This is a genomic window from Longispora urticae, from assembly GCF_053902585.1.
On sequence record NZ_JAQZSH010000011.1, the window covers coordinates 112778 to 131182 of the forward strand.

Annotated in this window: 18 protein-coding genes and 1 riboswitch; of the genes, 8 read left to right on the top strand and 10 right to left on the bottom strand. The window is 72.1% G+C overall.

Translation table 11 applies throughout. The features are described from left to right. Positions 1–14: 14 nt before the first annotated feature. From PT931_RS05505 to PT931_RS05515, 3 genes are all read right to left on the bottom strand, one after another. Positions 15–338, bottom strand: coding sequence for an STAS domain-containing protein (locus PT931_RS05505; protein ID WP_363724831.1), 324 nt, complete (start codon positions 336–338; stop codon positions 15–17). Between the two features lie 63 nt (positions 339–401). Next, positions 402–1340, bottom strand: coding sequence for an aldo/keto reductase (locus tag PT931_RS05510; protein ID WP_456244725.1), 939 nt, complete (start codon positions 1338–1340; stop codon positions 402–404). A 5-nt stretch (positions 1341–1345) separates the two neighbouring features. After that, positions 1346–2692 (bottom strand): aminotransferase class V-fold PLP-dependent enzyme, encoded by a 1347-nt coding sequence (locus tag PT931_RS05515; RefSeq protein WP_456244597.1) that lies wholly within the window; start codon positions 2690–2692, stop codon positions 1346–1348. Positions 2693–2735: 43 nt separating this feature from the next. After that, a riboswitch (SAM riboswitch) is annotated at positions 2736–2850 on the bottom strand. Positions 2851–2880: 30 nt separating this feature from the next. Between PT931_RS05515 and PT931_RS05520 the strand changes: the two genes are divergently transcribed. Together PT931_RS05520 and PT931_RS05525 are read left to right on the top strand one after the other, a co-directional pair. Continuing rightward, positions 2881–4242 carry a PrsW family intramembrane metalloprotease gene (locus PT931_RS05520; RefSeq protein ID WP_456244598.1) on the top strand — a complete coding sequence of 454 codons (1362 nt, stop codon included), beginning with the start codon at positions 2881–2883 and terminating at the stop codon, positions 4240–4242. After that, positions 4242–5183, top strand: coding sequence for a helix-turn-helix transcriptional regulator (locus tag PT931_RS05525; protein ID WP_456244599.1), 942 nt, complete (start codon positions 4242–4244; stop codon positions 5181–5183). The genes PT931_RS05520 and PT931_RS05525 overlap by 1 nt, the downstream gene beginning before the upstream one ends. Before the next feature lie 72 nt (positions 5184–5255). Here the strand turns inward: PT931_RS05525 and PT931_RS05530 are convergent, their stop codons facing one another. Next, positions 5256–5999 (bottom strand): alpha/beta fold hydrolase, encoded by a 744-nt coding sequence (locus PT931_RS05530; protein ID WP_456244600.1) that lies wholly within the window; start codon positions 5997–5999, stop codon positions 5256–5258. A 42-nt stretch (positions 6000–6041) separates the two neighbouring features. Beyond that, positions 6042–7220: an AI-2E family transporter gene (locus tag PT931_RS05535; protein ID WP_456244601.1), complete on the bottom strand. Its 1179-nt coding sequence runs from the start codon at positions 7218–7220 to the stop codon at positions 6042–6044. Between the two features lie 126 nt (positions 7221–7346). On the opposite strand from PT931_RS05535, the gene PT931_RS05540 reads away from it, so the two are divergent. Then, positions 7347–7682: a GroES family chaperonin gene (locus PT931_RS05540; RefSeq protein WP_456244602.1), complete on the top strand. Its 336-nt coding sequence runs from the start codon at positions 7347–7349 to the stop codon at positions 7680–7682. A gap of 90 nt (positions 7683–7772) precedes the next feature. Here PT931_RS05540 and PT931_RS05545 read toward each other — a convergent pair whose 3' ends face one another. The 3 genes from PT931_RS05545 to PT931_RS05555 all read right to left on the bottom strand — a co-directional run bounded on the left by PT931_RS05545 (position 7773) and on the right by PT931_RS05555 (position 10647). Beyond that, complete coding sequence (locus PT931_RS05545) at positions 7773–9647, bottom strand: ATP-dependent DNA helicase (protein ID WP_456244726.1); 1875 nt, start codon at positions 9645–9647, stop codon at positions 7773–7775. 137 nt (positions 9648–9784) lie between these two features. After that, a complete protein-coding gene (locus tag PT931_RS05550; RefSeq protein WP_456244727.1) occupies positions 9785–10084 on the bottom strand; it encodes a DUF3817 domain-containing protein in 300 nt (99 codons plus the stop codon). 44 nt (positions 10085–10128) lie between these two features. Next, positions 10129–10647 (bottom strand): hypothetical protein, encoded by a 519-nt coding sequence (locus tag PT931_RS05555; protein ID WP_456244603.1) that lies wholly within the window; start codon positions 10645–10647, stop codon positions 10129–10131. A gap of 220 nt (positions 10648–10867) precedes the next feature. On the opposite strand from PT931_RS05555, the gene PT931_RS05560 reads away from it, so the two are divergent. The 4 genes from PT931_RS05560 (at position 10868) to recR (ending at position 14734) form a co-directional block, all read left to right on the top strand. Continuing rightward, positions 10868–13138 (top strand): DNA polymerase III subunit gamma and tau, encoded by a 2271-nt coding sequence (locus PT931_RS05560; RefSeq protein ID WP_456244604.1) that lies wholly within the window; start codon positions 10868–10870, stop codon positions 13136–13138. Positions 13139–13182: 44 nt separating this feature from the next. Further along, positions 13183–13608, top strand: a complete 426-nt coding sequence (locus PT931_RS05565; RefSeq protein ID WP_456244605.1) for an RDD family protein — start codon at positions 13183–13185, stop codon at positions 13606–13608. A gap of 220 nt (positions 13609–13828) precedes the next feature. Further along, positions 13829–14137 carry a YbaB/EbfC family nucleoid-associated protein gene (locus PT931_RS05570; protein WP_456244728.1) on the top strand — a complete coding sequence of 103 codons (309 nt, stop codon included), beginning with the start codon at positions 13829–13831 and terminating at the stop codon, positions 14135–14137. Between the two features lie 3 nt (positions 14138–14140). Then, a complete protein-coding gene (gene recR, locus PT931_RS05575; protein ID WP_456244606.1) occupies positions 14141–14734 on the top strand; it encodes a recombination mediator RecR in 594 nt (197 codons plus the stop codon). A 4-nt stretch (positions 14735–14738) separates the two neighbouring features. Here recR and PT931_RS05580 read toward each other — a convergent pair whose 3' ends face one another. Together PT931_RS05580 and PT931_RS05585 are read right to left on the bottom strand one after the other, a co-directional pair. After that, complete coding sequence (locus PT931_RS05580) at positions 14739–15542, bottom strand: alpha/beta fold hydrolase (protein ID WP_456244729.1); 804 nt, start codon at positions 15540–15542, stop codon at positions 14739–14741. Positions 15543–15707: 165 nt separating this feature from the next. Continuing rightward, a complete protein-coding gene (locus PT931_RS05585; protein ID WP_456244607.1) occupies positions 15708–16559 on the bottom strand; it encodes an alkaline phosphatase family protein in 852 nt (283 codons plus the stop codon). A gap of 149 nt (positions 16560–16708) precedes the next feature. Between PT931_RS05585 and PT931_RS05590 the strand changes: the two genes are divergently transcribed. Then, entirely contained in the window at positions 16709–18364 is a 1656-nt protein-coding gene (locus PT931_RS05590; RefSeq protein WP_456244608.1) for an ABC transporter substrate-binding protein, read from the top strand. The last annotated feature ends 41 nt before the right edge of the window (positions 18365–18405 follow it).

Consider the following 18405-nt stretch of genomic DNA (forward strand, 5'->3'; position numbering starts at 1 on the left):
TGGCCGGTTCCCGGTCAGTCCCGGATGTAGAACGCCTGCTTCAGCCCCGTGACATCCAGCAACCGGTGCAGGAAATCGCCCACATTGACCAGGATCATGGCCCGCTGCGCCCGGGCCGCGGCCCGGTTGAGCACCACCAGCGTGCCCAGCCCCTGCGAGTCGCAGAAGGTGACCTTCTCCATGTCCAGGATCACGCGGGAGGCGGGCGTCTCCACCAGCGCGGCCTCGACGGCGGCGCTGAGCTGGGACACGGTGCTGATATCGATCTCACCAATGAGCGCCACGACCGTCTCGCTGGTGTCGTGACGAACGGAGATGTCTAGCTCCGGCGGCAGCACAACTAGAACCTACCCCATCCACCGCTGGTCCACTCCTGGGAAAAGAGCGGACCAGCAGCGGATTTACAGGGCGTTGAGGGCTTCGAGCTCCTCCGGGGCCGGCGTCCAGGCGCCGGCGGCCACGTTCGCGACGACCTGGGCGGGGCTGGTGGCCCCGGCGATGACCGAGGAGACGGCCGGCTGGGCGGCGAGCCCGCCGATCGCGACGTCCAGCAGCCCGACCCCGCGCTCGGCGGCGAAGGTCGCGATCTTGTCGATCAGGTCCCAGTTCGCGCCGGCGTGCACGTGCAGGCGGTTGGCCAGCCGGCCGGCGGTCGGGGTCTCGTCCCGGGTGTACTTGCCCGTGAGCAGGCCCGACTTGAGCGGGAAATAGGGCAGGATGCCGACCCCGAACTCCACGCACGCGGGTACGAGCTCGGCCTCGGGCGCCCGGTGCAGCAGCGAGTACTCGTTCTGGGCGCTGATGAACCGCGCACCCTTGGAGCCCCGTGCCACGTACTCCGCCTGGGCCACCTGCCAGCCCGAGAAGTTCGAGTTGCCGATGTAGCGGACCTTGCCCTCGTCCACGAGCTCGTTCAGCGCGGCCAGGGTCTCCTCGATCGGGGTCACCCCGTCCGGCTCGTGGTACTGGTACAGGTCGATCCAGTCCGTGCGCAGCCGGCGCAGCGAGGCCTCGACCGCGAGCCGCACGTACCGCCGGGAGCCGCGCGCGCCCCAGTCCGGCCCGTTGAGGCCCTGCATGTCCATGCCGAACTTGGTGGCCAGCACGATCCGGTCCCGCCGGTTGCCGAGCACCTCGCCCATCAGGGACTCGGAGCGGCCGGGGGTGCCGTAGATGTCCGCGGTGTCGAAGAGGGTGATGCCCGCGTCGATCGCGGAGTCGATCACCGCGCGGGTGCCCTCGACGCCCTCGGTCACGGAACCGGGGCGCCCGAAGTTGTTGCAGCCGAGGCCCACGACGGAGACCATCAGGCCGGAGTCGCCCAGTGGGCGGTAGGTCATATCAGTCACGCGATCGACCGTACCGCGCTGATCAACCTGTCCACCTGCTCGATGGTGCTGCCCAGGCCCAGGCTGGCCCGCACGGCCGTGACGTCTGGCGCGCTCCGGTCCGCGGCACAATCGGCCTGTGGCCGTCGCGCGGTCACGTCGGGGACACTGCCGTCCACGACGCGCTGGCTGGTACAGGCGCCGACTGCTGAGCGCCCCGCCCGGGCGCCCAGCAGTCGGCGGGTCAGTGGGTGCGCGCAGAACAGTCCGTCGCGCACGCCGATTCCGAACTCGGTGGCCAGCCGGGTCGCCACCTCCGACGACGGCACACCGTCGACCACGAACGCGACCACCCCGATCCGGGGGTGGTCCGGGCCGAACAGGCTCAGGTCGTGCACGCCCTCGATCGCGGCCAGGCCGGTCCGCAGCCGGAGGGTCAGCGCCTCCTCCTCGGCCTCGACCTCGGCCCGGTCGGCCCGGGAGAGCTCCGTGCACACGGCCGCGAGGGACACCGCGCCCAGCAGGTTCGGGGTGCCGGCCTCGTGCCGGGCCGCGCCGGCCGCCCACCGGATGTCGTGGGTGGCGTCCCCGACGTGCGCGGACGCGCCGCCGCCGGCCAGGTACGGCTCCGCCGCGTCCAGCCAGTCGGCCCGGCCGGCGAGCACCCCGGCACCGAACGGCGCGTAGAGCTTGTGGCCGCTGAGCACCAGGTAGTCGACGCCCAGTTCGGAGATGTCCACGGTCCGGTGCGGGGCGAGCTGGGCGGCGTCGACGCAGATCCGGGCCCCGTACAGGTGCGCGGCGGCGGCGAGTTCCCGGATCGGCCACAGCTCCCCGGTCACGTTGGACGCGCCGGTGACGGTCAGCAGCAGCGGGCTGTCCTTGTCGGTCCGGCGCAGTTCGCGCAGCGCCGCGTGCACGGCGGTCACGGCCCCGGCGGGCGAGGACGGCGCGGGCAGCCGGACGGTGCGCTTCCAGGGCAGCAGGTTCGCGTGGTGCTCGGCGGCGAACGCGAGCACCGTGGTGTCGGCCGGGACCGCGTGCGCGAGCAGGTTCAGCGCGTCGGTGGTGTTCCGGGTGAAGATCAGGTTGTCGTCGGACCGGCAGCCGACGAACTCGCGGAGCGTCTCCCGCGCCTCCTCGTACCGCTTCGTACACAGCTGGGAGAGCTGGCCGGCGCCCCGGTGCACGCTCGCGTAGTGCGGGAGGATCTCGTTGACCGCCCGGGCGGCCGCCGAGGAGCAGGGCGCGGTGGCGGCGTAGTCGAAGTTGGCGTAGGGCACGTGCGTGCCGTCGGCGAGCTTGACCTCGACGTCGGCGCCGAGAACGGACAGATCGGCGCGGGTGGCGGTGAGGGTGGGCATGGAGGTGCCTCCGAGGTCTCAGGGACCTCGGGGTCTGTGCCGGGGTCCGCGCTTGACCAGCACGAACGAATGCTGGACCTGGTCCTCACCCGGGGCACCCCACCGCGGTGGAGGGTTGCCGGCCAGCGAGCCGGGGCTTGTCGCTGGCGCTCATGACCTGTCAGGAGGTTACCGCATAAGCTGGCGGCATGGCAGAGCCCGCATGGAGTGACGTGGACTACGGTCCCCCGCCCGCGCCGCCGAAGCGCTTCGACTGGAAGCGGCTGATCGTCATGATCATCGCGGTGGTGGTGATCGCGATCGGCGGCATCGCGATGCTGCTCTTCGTGGGCTTCGCCTACGGGGTCGGCCCCACGCTCGTCGGGCTGGCCGGCGCCATCCTGCCCGTTCCGCTGCTGGTCTCGGCGTTCCTCTGGCTGGACCGGTACGAGCCGGAGCCGTGGAAGCGCCTCGCCTTCTGCTTCGCGTGGGGCGCGTGCGTGGCCACCACGCTCTCGCTGATCGTCAACTCGGCGATGTCCGACCTGGTGCTGCCGGCCCTCGGGGTGTCGCAGAGCCACGTGGCGACCCTCGTCGCGCCGTTCATCGAGGAGCTGACGAAGGCGGTCGGCCCGCTGATCCTGTACATCTTCGTGAAGCGGTCCTTCTCCGGCCCCACCGACGGAATCGTCTACTTCGGACTGTCGGCGGTCGGCTTCGCCATGATGGAGAACATCCTCTACATGGGCGGCATCTACGTGCGGACCTCCGCCGAGACCGGCCTCGCCTCCACCGGTGTGATGAGCGTCGTGCTGCTGTTCGTGGTCCGGGTGGTCATGTCCGGCTTCGCGCACCCGCTGTTCACGTCGATGACGGGCATCGCGGTGGGCTACGCCGCGCGCAGCTCCAGCAAGGTCACCCGGGTGCTCCTGCCGGCCTGCGGCCTGATGCTCGCGATGATGCTGCACGGCACGTGGAACCTGATGGCCACGCTCAGCTCCCACAACCAACTGATCTTCCTCTACGGGTACTTCGGCCTGATGGTCCCGATCTTCTTCGGCGTCGTCGGGTTCGCGCTGTGGACCCGCGCGCAGGACGGCCGGATCGCCGGCCGGGTGCTGCCCGCGTACGTGCGGGCCGCGTGGATGACCCCGCCGGAGGTGGCGTCGCTGATCACGGTCGGGCGGCGGCTGACCGCGCGGTACTGGGCCCGCCGGGTCGCCGGCCCCGACGGCGCGCGCGCCATGCGCGGCTACCAGGACACGGCCACCAAGCTGGCGCTGCTCCGCGACGGGGCCGAGCGCGGGCTGGCCGGTCCGGACTTCCCGGTCGAGGAGCTGCGGCTGCTGCACGACCTCGCCGCGTACCGCAACGTGTTCACCAACCGCGACCCGGTCACCCCGCGTGGGCACTGGGACGGCACGGCGTACCACCTGGTGTTCCCGGACCGGTCCGTCCGCAAGGTGCTCCCGTCGTCCAGCCCGGTCGTGCCGATCCCGGTCGCGCCCCCGCCACCCCCGCCGCCGCCGATGTACGGCTACCAGCCCTACCCCTACGGCTACCGGGGCTGATGTCCGCCTCCCAGGTCCTGGCGTTCCTCGAACTCCTCCAGGGTCAGCCGGGGCTGGGCGGCACGGCGCTCGCGGCCCGGCTGGAGGTCGACCCCAGAACCATCCGCCGGTACGCCGACCAGCTGCGCGACCTCGGCATCCCCGTCGAGGCGGCCCGCGGCCGGTACGGCGGCTACCGGCTGCGCCCCGGCTACAAGCTGCCGCCGCTGATGTTCACCGACGCGGAGGCCACCGCCGTGGTCGTCGGGCTGATCGCCAGCCGGCAGTTGGGGCTCGCCGTGGGCGACGCGGAGTCCGCGCTGGGCAAGGTGCAGCGGGTGCTGCCCGTCGCGTTGCGGGACCGGACCCGGGCGGTCGCCGACACGCTCGCGTTCACGCTGCCGGCGTCGGCGGGCGCCCCGCCGGACGCGACGGTGCTGCTGACCGTGGCGTCCGGGGCCAGGGAGCACCGCCGGGTCCTGCTGCGGTACGTGTCCTGGCGGGGCGAGGAGACCGACCGCGAGCTGGACCCGTACGGCATGGTCTTCCACTCCGGCCGCTGGTACGTGGCCGGCTTCGACCACCGCCGCTCCGAGGTGCGCACGTTCCGGATCGACCGGGTGGTCTCGGCCCGCCTGGCAGCCCAGTCCTTCGCCGCTCCGGATGACTTCGACCCCGTCGCGCACGTGACCGCGTCCCTGGCCGGCGTCCCGTACCGGCACGAGGTCGAGGTGGTGCTGGAGACGGACCTGGACAGCGCCCGGCGCCGGATCGGACCAACGCTCGGCACGCTGGAGGAGACGCCCGACGGGGTGCTGTTCACGACCCGGGCCGAGCGGCTGGACGGGATGGCCGTGATGCTCGCCGGGCTCGGGTGGGGCTTCGTGATCCGGACCCCGGACGAGCTGCGGACGGCCGTGATCGAGCTGGCGGCCCGGCTCGGCGGGGACGCGCGCCGGTAGCGCCCGCCCCGCCGGGGCCTCGCCACGGAAGTGCCGATGCCTACGGCACAGAAACGTGGCGTAACCGTCGAATTAGCTCGTGATCTCGATGAGCAGTGCCGCCAGGTCCTTCGGGCGGCTGAACATCGGCCAGTGGCCCGTGGGCAGCTCGAACAGCCGCCACTGCGGCCCGCCCAGCGCCGCGAAGAACGGGTGCCCCGCCGCGATCATCTCCCGCACGACCGGCAGCGGGAACGAGCACGCCACCAGGTCGCACGGCAGGTCGCCGATCCCCGGCCCGGTGAGTCGGATCGCCTGGGTGGCCGTGCCCAGCGGCTGGTCGGCCGCCATCGCCCGGAACCGGGCCAGCGCCGCGTCGTCCAGGCCCTCCAGGCTGGCCTGCATCGTGTTCGCCACGTCGTCCCAGCTCGGCAGCGGCATCCGCCAGCCGTCCACGGCCAGGCTCTCCAGGTACGCCCGGCCCTCGGGGCCGCCCATGTCGCCCTGGGCCACGCCGTCGGGCAGCGGGCCGCTGTCCACGAAGACCACTCGGGCCAGCCGGTCCGGGATCCGGTCGGCCACGCCGGTGGCGGGCGAGCCGCCGTAGCTGTGCGCGACGAGCACGACGTCGGTCAGGTCGTTGTCCTCGATCACCCGGACGATGTCCGCGATGTGGGTGTCGAGATCCGTGTCGGGGCCCGCCTCGGACGCCCGCTCCGCCATGCCGGTGAGCGTCACCGGGTGCACGTCGTGCCCCTCGGCGCGGAGTGCGTCCGTGACGTCCTGCCATGCCGCAGCGCCGAGCCAGTAACCGGGGACCAGTACGAAGTTTGTCATGTGGATCAGCGTAGAACTGAATCCGGACAGATTCCGCCCGGATTAACTGGTGTCTTCTTCGGCCTCCGTGAGCACGATATTTCGCCCCACTATGTACCTGATACCCGTGTTCAGGGTCGCCACCAGCGGCACCGCCACCAGCGCGCCCACGATCCCGGCGAGCACCAGACCCGCGCCGATCGCCACGATCACGGCCAGCGGGTGGATCGCCACCGCCCGACCCATGATCAACGGCTGCAGGATGTGGCCCTCCAGCTGCTGCACGGCGATCACCGCGATGAACACCAGCAACGCCGTGAACGGGCCCTTGATCACGAACGCGACGAGTACCGCCACCGCGCCCGTCAGCGTCGCCCCGATGATCGGGATGAAGGCGCCCAGGAACACCAGCGCACCGAGCGGCAACGCGAACTGCGGCACACCCAGCAGCCACACGGCCATCCCGATGCCGAGCCCGTCGATGAACGCCACCAGCACGGTCGCCCGCACGTACGCCACCAGGGTGCGCCAGGCCGCCTGGCCCGCGCCGCCCAGCGACTCCCGCGCCCGGATCGGGAAGAGGCTCACCAGGAACGTCCAGATCCGCTGGCCGTCGCGCAGGAAGAAGAACGTGACGAAGAGCACCAGCAGCATCCCGGTCAGGACGTGCGCCGTCGTGACGAACGTGGAGACCGCGTTCTCCGTCAGGGTGTCCTTGTTGCCGACCAGCCACGTCTTGACCGTGTCCAGCATCTGGTTCAGCTGGTGGTCGGTCATGTGCAGCGGGCCGGTCTTCAGGTACTCCTGGATCTGCTCGATGCCCTCGGCGGCCTTCTTCGACAGCAGCGGGAAGCCGGTCACGAACTGCCGGATCACGGCCGTCAGCACCCCGGCGATCGCTGCGATCCCCGCGATCAGCGCGATGGCCGTCGCCAGCGACCCGGGCAGCCGGGCCTTCCGCAACCAGCCGACCAGCGGCGTGAGCAGGGCGGACAGCAGCATGGCCACGATGATCGGGATGATGATCGCCGACAACCGGCCCACCAGGATCAGCACGAAATAGGCCGCCGCGCCGATCAGGAGCAGCCGCCAGCTCCAGGCCGCGGCCACCCGGATCCCCCGGGGCACGTCCTGGTCGGGCGAAGTCTCGCCCTCGGGCACGACCTCCACCACCGTCGGTAGGGGCGGCGGAGTGAACTCCTGGTCCCGCCGCTCGGCGGCCGCGCGCACCGGCGCGCGCATCGAATCCCAGGCCCGTAGGGCCCGTGAGCCCCAGCCCCTCAACCTGGCCAGCGTGTACCTCCCCGTTGGTTCAGCTTGAACACCACCATAGTCGCGCGTTCGAGCGTGCCGGTAGCGTCAACACATGTGACCGATACCCAGACCAGCGATGGTCTACCCATCCGCCTGCTGCACGACCGGGTGCTCGTCCAGCTGGAGGGCAACGAGGGCGAACGCCGTTCCGCCGCCGGCATCGTGATCCCCGCGACCGCGTCGATCGCCCAGCGGCTGTCCTGGGCCACCGCCGTGGCCGTCGGGCCCAACGTCCGGGCCGTCGCGACCGGCGACCGGGTGCTGTTCGACCCGGACGAGCGGTCGGAGGTGGAACTGCACGGCCGGGAGTACATCATGCTGCGGGAACGTGACGTGCACGCCGTGGCCGCCAAACGGATCGAGGACGACTCGACGGGCCTGTACCTCTAGCCCAGCCCTCAAGATCGAGACCATCATCGGGGTACCGGGGCGCCCGGCGGTCCGGCCGATCGGACCGCCTTTCGGGCAGCACTCCGGGCCCTAGCTCGTCCCCAGCCGCTTGAGTGCCTGGCGCACCACGGCCGGGTCCGTCGTGTACCAGAACGGCGGCAGCGACTTCCGCAGGAACGGCCCGTACGACCGCTGGGTGTGCAGCCGCTGGTCCAGCACCGCCACCACGCCCTTGTCGCCGAGCGTCCGGATCAGCCGACCCGCGCCCTGGGCCAGCCGGACCGCCGCGTGCGGGACGCTGACCGCCGAGAACCCGGAACCGCCCTCCGCGTCGATCGCCGCAGACCGGGCCGCCGACAACGGCTCGTCGGGGCGGGGGAACGGCAGCCGGTCGATGACCACCAGCTGGCAGGCGTCACCCGGCACGTCCACGCCCTGCCACAGGGACATGACCCCGAACAGGCACGTCTCCGGCTCGGCCTTGAACCGCTTCACCAGCAGCGGCAACGACTCCTCGCCCTGGACCAGGACCGGCAGGTCCGTCCGGGCCCGGACGACCTCCGCCGCGCGCTCCGCCGCCTTGCGGGACGAGAACAGCCCCAGGGTCCGGCCGCCGATCGCGGTCACCAGCTCCACCAGCTCGTCGGCCGCCGCGTCCGACAGGCCCGACATGGTCGGCCGGGGGACGTGCGCCGCCACGTACAGAATGCCCTGCTTCGGGTAGTCGAACGGCGAACCCACGTCCAGCGACGTCCACTTCAGGCCCTTCTCCGGCTTCGCGTCCGCCGGGGGCAGGCCCAGGGAGCGGGCCACCGCCTTGAACTCCCCGCCCAGGGCCAGCGTCGCCGAGGACGCGATGACGACCCGCTCCGGGTACAGCGTCTCGGTCAGCGTCCCGGCCACCGACAACGGGGCCACCACCAGGGCGCGCCGGTTGCCCCGGTCGTCCTTCTCCACCCACGCCACATCGTGCGCGGCCTCCTCGAGGAGCCGCTGGGCCACCTCGGTGATCGCGGCCAGGTTGACCTTCGCCGGCTGCTTGTCCACCGCCGACGGGTCGTCGTTCTTGATGTCGCCGATGCCCTCGATCGCGTGCCGGCACGCCGCGTCGACAATGGTCAGCGCCTCGCGGAGCTGGCCGTGCAGGGACTCCAGCCGGCCCGGGCGGGCGTCGGCGAGGGCCACGGCCAGCGCGTCGGAGGCCTCGACCAGGCGCTCGTACGCCCCCGCGTCGATGTGCTGGCGGGCCCGGCGGTTGGCGATGTCCATGCCGCCCGTGGTCAGCTCCGCCTGGGTGGCCGACGTCACCCGGTCGGCCAGCTCGTGCGCCTCGTCGATGATCAGGACGGAGTGCTCGGGCAGGATGTGCCGCCCCGCGAACGAGTCGAACGCCAGCAGGCTGTGGTTCGTCACCACGATGTCGGACGCGCGGGCCCGCTCCCGGGACGCCTCCGCGAAGCACTCGTGCCCGAACTGGCACTTCTGCGCGCCGATGCACTCCCGCGCCGGCATGCTCACGCTGCGCCAGGCCGTGTCGTCCACGCCCGGCTCCAGCTCGTCGCGGTCGCCCTCGACGGTGGTCTCCGCCCACTCCCGGATCCGGGTCACCTGCTGGCCCAGCTTGCCGGCCTGGCCCAGCCACTTCGGCGCGTCGTCCTGCTGGAACAGGTCCGGCTCGTCGGCGTTGGAGGACTCCAGCTTCGCCTTGCACAGATAGTGCGCGCGGCCCTTGACCAGCGCGAACGTCGGCCGGCGACCGAGGACCGGCTCCACGGCGTCCGCGAGCCGGGGCAGGTCGCCCGTCACCAGCTGGGACTGGAGCGCCAGGGTCGCGGTGGACACCACGACCGGGCCGTCCACGAGGAGGGCGGGGACGAGGTACGCGAGGGACTTTCCGGTGCCGGTGCCGGCCTGGACCAGCAGGTGCTCACCCGTGCGGATGGCGTTGTCGACGGCCTTGGCCATCTCCAACTGGCCGGGGCGCTCGGCCCCACCGGGGACCGCTCCGACGGCGGCGGCCAGCAGCTTTTCGACGTCGACGGTCACGGTCGATAACCGTACTCCCGGGGTGCGACACGATCCCCGCGCGGGCCACCTCGGGGTCAGGCCGAGGCTCGCACCCAGGCCACGGCGCGGCGCTCCGCGTAGAACGACACGAACGGGACCGTGCCGGCGAGCATCATCAGCACGATCCGGCCGAGCTTCCAGCCCGCGCGCCGGCCCAGGTCGAACGTGAGCACGACGTAGACCATGTAGAGGAAGCCGTGGACCGGGCTGACGATGGCCACGCCCGCCGGCTCGTCCGCCAGGTACTTCAGCGGCATCGCGACCAGGGTCAACGCGAGCAGGGCCACGCCGACGACGTAGGACGAGATCCGGTAGCGGGCGAGCGCCCCGGCCACTCCGGTGTCCGCGACGGGGGGCGTGGCGAGTTCGGTGCGCTCGGTCATGTCGGTACTCCCGGGTAGTCACTGGGCGGCCGGTGCGGGTGGGACTTGAGCCACCCGAGGTAGTGGTTGTACGCGGCGGTCTCGGGGTCGTCCGCGCGCGCCGAGGCCCGGGCGGCGGCCCGCTCCTCGGCGAGGCGGCGGATGAGGTCGGCGCCGGTGGGTTCGGGGGGCACTGCCGGGGCGTTCGGGTCGGCTGCGGGGCCGGTCGCGTCGGCCGCTAGGCCGGTCGGCTGGCCCGCGGAGCCTGACGCCGGGTCGGCTGAGCCGGAGGCCGCAGCGGCGGCGCCGGACGCGGTGGCCTCGGACCCCTCGCGCAGCTCCCGACGCACCGACTTGACCCAGACAAAGACCACGAAAGCGGCGAATACCGGCCACTCCAGGGTGTACCCGATGCTGAGCGCGTTGCCGTCCCGCGCCCGGCCGAGCTGCCACCAGCCCAGCGCGAGCATCGCGGCGACGGCGGCCACCGCGAGCAGGTGGACGAGCAGCCACCGGGGGGTGAGGAGCCGGCGCATAGCTCAGCAGGCTACCCGCGCCGCGCCGTGGCCCCGCCCCGAGGAGGAACCATTGTGAGCTTCCCGCTGCTCCCGACGGCCCTGCGCGCGCGGTCCCACCGGTTCGGGCGGCCACGTCGACCGTGCCGCGCGCCGGCCCGGAGCGGGTGCGGGGTGAGCGGGCCGACCCGAAGGGCCGCTGGTCGAGGGCGGGGCCGGCCGGGTGAAGTAATGTGATCCCGTGACAGCCCTGTACCGCAAGTACCGGCCGAGGACGTTCGACGAGATCATCGGGCAGGACCACGTCACCCAGCCCCTGATCCAGGCGCTGAAGAACGGCCGGCTGAACCACGCGTACCTCTTCTCGGGCCCCCGGGGCTGCGGGAAGACGTCGAGCGCGCGGATCCTGGCCCGTTCGCTGAACTGTGAGCAGGGCCCCACGCCCAACCCGTGCGGCGAGTGCCGGTCGTGCCGCGACCTGGCCCCCGACGGCGCGGGCTCCATCGACGTCATCGAGATCGACGCCGCCAGCCACGGTGGCGTGGACGACGCGCGCGAGCTGCGGGAGAAGGCGTTCTTCGCGCCGGTCTCGTCCCGCTTCAAGGTGTACGTGATCGACGAGGCCCACATGGTGTCCTCCGCCGGCTTCAACGCGCTGCTCAAGCTGGTCGAGGAGCCGCCGGACTACGTCCGGTTCGTGTTCGCGACCACCGAGCCGGAGAAGGTCCTCGGCACGATCAAGTCCCGGACGCACCACTACCCGTTCCGGCTGATCCCGCCGAGCATCCTCCGGCCGTACTGCGAGCAGCTGGCCGCCGCCGAGGGCGTACCCATCGAGCCCGCTGTCTTCCCGTTGGTCGTCAAGGCCGGTACCGGGTCGGCCCGGGACACCCTGTCGATCCTCGACCAGCTCATCGCGGGCGCGGGCGAGGAGGGCGTCACCTACCAGCGCGCCGTCGCCCTGCTCGGGGTCACCGACGCCGCCCTGATCGACGAAACGGTCGACGCGCTCGCCGACGCCGACGGGGCCGCCCTGTTCGCCACGATCGACCGGGTGGTGGAGGCCGGGCACGACCCGCGCCGGTTCGCCACGGACCTCCTGGAGCGGTTCCGGGACCTGATCGTGTTGCAGCAGGTCCCCGACGCGATCAGCAAGGGCCTGCTCGACGTGCCGACCGACGAGGTCGAACGGATGACCGCCCAGGCGCTGCGCCTCGGCACCGCCGAACTGTCCCGGCTCGCCGAGCTCGTGCACGACGGGCTGGCCACGATGCGCGGCACGACCGCCCCCCGGCTCACCCTGGAGCTGATCTGCGCCCGGATGCTGCTGCCCGGGGCCGAGCAGACGACGGCGGCGCTCCTGCAGCGCCTCGAAAGACTCGAATCCAGGACCCAGCATGTGGTACCGGGTGCCCCGGCGCCCCAGGCCGCCCCGCCGCGCTCCCCGGCGCCGTCCGACGTCGCCCAGCCGGTCCAGGCCAGCTCCGCGCCCCAGGTGGCCCCGGCGGCCCCGCAGCCCGGTGCCTCCACGCCGGCCGCCCAGCCGGGGCAGGCCGCCGCTGCCGGGCAGGCGTCCGGTCCGCAGGGTGCCGGTCCCGGCGCACCCGCAGGCCGGCCCCTCTCCGCCGCACCGCAGGGCGGGCACGCCGCGCCGCAGCCCGCCGTGTCCACGCCGCCAGCCGCGCCCCAGGCCGACTGGCAGGCCCCGGCCGCGCCCCAGCCCACCCCGCACGCCACCCCCACCCCGCCCGCGCAGCCTGCCCCGTCCGTCGCTCCGGCCCAGCCCGGAGTCGTCGACGTGGCCGCCGTGCGGCGGGTCTGGGAAGAGGTGCTCAACCAGGTCCGCAACCGCAGCAAGCCGTCGGGGGCTCTGGTCCGGGAGGCCGCTGTCCACGATCTGGAGGGCGACACCCTCGTCCTGCTGTTCAAGCACGGTTTCCATGCGGCAGCCGTCGCCAAGGCGCCCGGTCTGCTGGAGGAGGCGCTCCAGCAGCTCCTCGGCGTTCGGCTGAAGGTGCGTTGTGATCTCGGCGGTGGCGGTGGTGGTTCCGCGCCGCGCGGCAACGCGCCCGCCCCCACCCCGGCACCGGCTCCACAGCCGCGCCCCGCACCCCAGCCCGCTGCCCCCGCCCGACCGCAGCCGGCGGCACCCCAGCCCGTCGCACCTCAGGCCGGCGCCGCCCAGGCCGGACCGCCCCAGGCCGGATCGTCCCGGCCGGCGCAGGCCCGGCCCGGCGCGGCGCAGGGCGCGCCGCCGCCCGTGGACGACGAGGAACCCTGGCCGGACCTGCCGCCCTCCTTCGACGAGGAGGAGCCGCCGCCCGCGCCGATGGTCCAGGTCCCGGTGACCCCGGAGCCGCCGCCGCTGCCCGCCTCGACCGTCGTCTACGAGGGCTTCGAGCCCGGCGACGAGCCCGGCGACGAGGTGGTCGACAAGGACGCGCCCCGCAGTTCCGAGGAGCAGGCGATGAAGCTGCTGTCCGAGGTACTCGGCGCGGAGAAGATCTCCTGACGACCTATTGACGGCCATCGGGGTCCGGTTCAGACTTCGGATTCATGGCGAAGAATGCCCGGGGTAGTCGGATCCCCGCCCACAAGAGGCCGAAGTACGCGCACTGGGTGCTCCGCGCGGCGGCGTACCTCATCGATGTCGGGATCGTGGCTCTGGTGCTCCTCGGCGTCGCCGCACTGGACCGGGCGCTGATCGGCGGGATCGTGGCGTTCGTCCTGGTCGCCGCCAACCGGTGGTACCTCAGCGGGCGCACCGGGCAGACCGTGGGGCGCAGGCTGCTGCGGATCCGGCTGGCGTCCGTCGACTCCGGCGAGCCGATCGGCCTGTGGCGGGCGCTGCTCCGCGACGTCGCGCACCTCTTCGACACGGTCTCGCTGCTCGCCGGCTGGTTCTTCCCGATCTGGGACACCCAGCGCCAGACCTTCGCCGACAAGCTCCTCCGCACCCACGTGGTCACCACCCACCGCTGAACCGGGCGCCCACCGAGCGTGCGACGGCCGGCGGGTAGCCGAAAGCGGGTCCGGACCGCCGGGGTGCGAACGCGCGGCCGGCCGGGGCGCACGACCGCCCGGCTGTCCGGTACCCCGAAAAGGTCTCGGGGTTGGAGGGTTGCCCGCCCGGCCAGGGGGTCGGTGGTGGGGCGATAGGCTGGGTGGCGAAACCGACAGAGGGGGAGCCGCCGTGGCGAACATGCAGAAGATCATGCAGCAGGCTGCCCAGATGCAGCAGCAGGTGGCGGCGGCCCAGCAGCAGCTCGCCGAGACCGAGGTCAGCGGCAGTTCCGGCGGGGGCCTCGTGACGGCCGTCGTGTCCGGCTCCGGCGAACTCCGCAGCATCAAGATCGACCCGAAGGTCGTGGACGCCGAGGACGTCGAGACCCTCGAGGACCTCGTCGTGGCGGCCGTGCACGCGGCCAACGGCGAGGCGCAGAAGCTCACCGAGAAGATCATGGGACCGATCACCGGCGCGCTCGGTGGCCTCGGCCTCCCGGGGTTCTAGACCGTGTACGAGGGCGCGATCCAGGACCTGATCGACGAGTTGGGACAGCTGCCGGGCATCGGCCCGAAGAGCGCCCAGCGGCTCGCGTTCCACATCCTCGCCGCCGACAACGCCGACGTGGCCCGGCTGTCCGCCGCCCTGAACAGGGTGAAGGAGCTCGTCCGGTTCTGCGACGTGTGCTTCAACGTCTCGGAGAACGACAGCTGCCGGATCTGCCGCGACCCCCGCCGGGGCACCGAGGTGATCTGCGTGGTCGAGGAGCCCAAGGACGTCGTCGCGATCGAGCGGACCGGCGAGTTCCGGGGCAAGTACCACGTGCTGGGCGGCGCCATCAACCCGCTCGAGGGCATCGGGCCCGACCAGTTGCGCATCCGCGAGCTGCTCACCCGGTTGCGGGGCGGCGAGGTGAAGGAGCTGATCCTGGCCACCGACCCGAACACCGAGGGCGAGGCGACGGCGACGTACCTGGCGCTGCTGGTCAAGCCGATGGGGCTGAACGTGACCCGGCTGGCGAGCGGGCTGCCGGTGGGCGGCGACCTGGAGTACGCGGACGAGATCACCCTCGGCCGGGCCTTCGAGGGCCGCCGGACCGTCTAGCGGGTCACCGGGCGCTCCCGGCGAGGAAGGCCGACACGGTGGTCGCGAACGCCGCCGGGTCGTCCACCCACGGGAAGTGCCCGGCTCCGGGCAGTACCACCACATCCGCCTTGCCGAACATGTTCGCCAGTTCGCGAACGGCCGTCCGGGTCGGCCAGATGTCGTGCTCGCCGACCACGAGCAGCACCGGCGTGGACAGGTCCGCGAGCCGCGCCGGCAGGGTCGGGTCGGGCTCGAAGCCCGCGTAGAACCCGTCCGTCGCGGGCGCCGCGAACTGCCCCGGCTCGGCGGTGGCCTGGGCCCGCGCGGCCGCGTTCCACGCGCCGTAGAGCAGCGGCGCCGACAGCCAGCGGTACCGTTCCAACTCCTGAGGGGTACCGGCCTCCGCGGTCAGCGCCGCCACCGCCTCGGCGAACCACGGCTCGTCGGCCCGCTCGGCGAGCACCTCCTCCACGCCCAGGTCGGACGGGATGCCGGTCACCCGCAACGACGGGTCGACGAGGACCAGCCGGTCGAGCCGGTCGGGGTGCCGGGCCGCGTACACCATGCACGTCCCGCCACTGGCCGAGTGCCCGAACAGGTCCATCCGCCCGAGGCCGAGGTGCGCGCGGAGTGCCTCGATGTCCTCGGCGAGCCGGTCGACCCGGTAGGTGGCGGGGTCGGTGGGCACGTCGGACGCCCCGGTACCCCGGTTGTCGAGCAGCACCAGCGTCCGGTGCGCGGACAGTCCACCGAGGTCCGCCAGGTACTCGACGGCCTGGCCCGGGCCGCCCGGCACGCACACCAGCGGCGGGCCCGATCCGACCAGCCGGTAGGCGAGCTCGGTGCCGTCCCACGTCCGAAAGCGCTGCACGATCCCGATCCTGCCACGCGAACCACGCGACGGCCCGACCGAAGCCGGGCCGGCACCCGTTGCCGCCCTGCCGCCGGCGACCAGCCAGACCCGACCCGGCCAGGCCGGCCCCGGCCGGGTTCAGGAACCCGGGGTGCGCTCGCCGAAGGGGAGTCCCTCCAGGCCCCACGCCGGGTCCACCTCCACACCGAGGGCCGCGAACACGCTCGGCGCGACATCGGCGTGCTCCGTCGTCACCTCACCCCGGGGCACCAGCGGCCCGCAGGCCGCGATCCAGGCCTGCGCCTCCCACGGATCCCGCCCCCCGTGCCCGCCGGTGTCGATGTGCCCGTGGTCGGTGACCACGATGAAGGTCCACTCCTCGTCGGCGAACCCGGGACGGGCCCGGATCGCGTCCAGCACCTGCCCGATCCGCGCGTCGGCCCGCTCCACGGCCGCCAGGTAGTTCGGCGTGACCCCCTCGTGGTGGGCGATCTCGTCCGGCTCGCCGAAGTAGACGAACGCGGCGTGGTAGTCGCCCGAGCCGAGCGTGCGGGCCGCGTCGAGGGCGATGTCGGCCCCGGTCGTGTCGTAGTCGTGCTCGTGGGCTTCGAGACGCAGTACCCGACAAGGGGTGGCGAACACGGGGCCCTCGCAGTCGGGGCCGACCAGCGGCGGCCAGTCGGCGGCGGCGTAGGTCCTGATCCCGGGCCGGGCGGTGCGCAGCCGGGTGAGGAAGTCGGGGTAGTCGGCGAGCCGGTGGTCGGCGAAGATGTTGCCGTCGATGTTGTGCTTGTCGGCCCACACGCCCGTGGCGATGTTCGACCAGCCCGGGCCGGACACGGTGGGCGCCAGGTCGTTGAGCGCGAAGGTCGCGAGGAAGCCCTCGGCGGCGATCGCGTCGATCCGCGGGGTGCGCGCGGCGGCGAGGGTGTCGGTCCGGACGCCGTCGACTCCGAACACGACGATTCTGCGGCGGGTTGAGAAGGCCATGACCCACCCTCGCACGCCCCTCGGTCCACTACCGAGAGTGACACAGGGCACAATTTGACCACGACCTATCTCCATCTATTCCTCCTGCGCCCTTCGGGCCACTAAGGTGCGTTCCAGAGAGTGACCCCAGTCACAGCCGAGGTGGAATCATGCAACGAAGCAGGTTCAGGACCGCTTGTGCGGTCGCAGCGATAGCGGCGCTGACCGTCGGCGTCGCCGGTTGCGCCGAAAGCAAGCGCGATAGCAGCTCGAACAGCAAGGACAAGACGCTCGTTTTCGGTACCGCGGGGGAGCCCAAGGTGCTCGACCCCGCGCTCGCCACGGACGGCGAGACGTACCGGCCGCCGCGTCAGGTCCTCGAGACCTTGATCGGTAACGAACTCGGTTCCGCGAAGCTCGTGCCCCGCCTCGCCGAGAAGTGGGACGTGTCGGCGGACGGCACCGCGTGGACGTTCAACCTGCGCAAGGGTGTCAAGTTCCACGACGGTACGGACTTCAACGCCGAGGCTGTGTGCGCGAACTTCAACCGGTGGTACAACTTCACCGGCCTGTACCAGAACGTCGCGGAGTACTGGCTGGACACGTTCGGCGGGTTCGCCAAGAGCGAGAGCCCGACCGCGCCGCCGTCGAACTTCAAGAGCTGCGCGGCCAGTGACGCCAACACCGCGGTGATCACGCTGAACAAGCCGACGAGCCGGCTGCCGGGGGCGTTCACGCTGCCCGCCATGTCGATCCAGAGCCCGAAGGCCCTCGCGGAGTACGCGGGCGAGTCGATGAGCGGGGACGCGCAGAACCTGACGTACCCGAAGTACGCGCTCGAGAAGATGGTCGGCACGGGTCCGTTCAAGTTCACCAGCTGGGACCGGGCGAACAAGAAGGTCACGATGGACCGGTTCGACGGGTACTGGGGCGACAAGGCGAAGATCGCCAAGTTGATCTTCCGCGCCATCCCGGACGAGAACGCCCGCCGCCAGGCCCTCGAAGCCGGTGAGATCCAGGGCTACGACCTGGTCGCCCCGGCCGACGTGGCCTCGCTGACCGGCAAGGGCTTCAACGTCCCGGCCCGCCCGCCGTTCAACGTGCTCTACCTGGGCATGGGTCAGGACAACCCGAAGCTCGCCGACATCCGGGTCCGGCAGGCCATCGCGTACGCGGTGGACCGCGAGGCGCTCGTCAAGTCGAAGCTCCCGAACGGCGCGAAGGTCGCCGACCAGTTCATGCCGGACTCGGTCGAGGGCTACGCGACGGACGTGAAGAAGTACCCGCGGGACGTCAACAAGGCCAAGGCGCTGCTCGCCGAGGCCGGCGCGACCGGGGTGGAGCTCAAGTTCTACTACCCGACCGAGGTCACCCGGCCGTACATGCCGAACCCGAAGGACATCTTCGAGATCGTCAAGTCCGGGCTGGAAGAGGCCGGGATCAAGGTCACCCCGGTGCCCGAGAAGTGGTCGCCGACCTACCTGGACGACGTCCGCGCCGGCAAGCCGGACCTGTGGATCGTCGGCTGGACCGGTGACTACAACGAGGGCTACAACTTCGCTGGCACGTTCTTCGGCCGGCAGAAGCCCGAGTGGAGCTTCGACAACGCCGCCCTGCGCGACGCCCTGGCGAAGGTCGACCTGGAGCCCAACCGCGAGAAGCGGATCGAGATGTACAAGGCCATCAACAAGCAGATCATGGAGTTCCTCCCGGGCCTGCCGCTGTCGTCCTCGCCGCCCTCGATCGCCTTCGCGAAGAACGTCACCGGGGTCAAGCCGAGCCCGTTGACCGACGAGAAGTTCTACACGGCCGAGTTCACGTCATAACGGCCACGGTTGCGGCACCCCTGATCGCTCAGGGGTGCCGC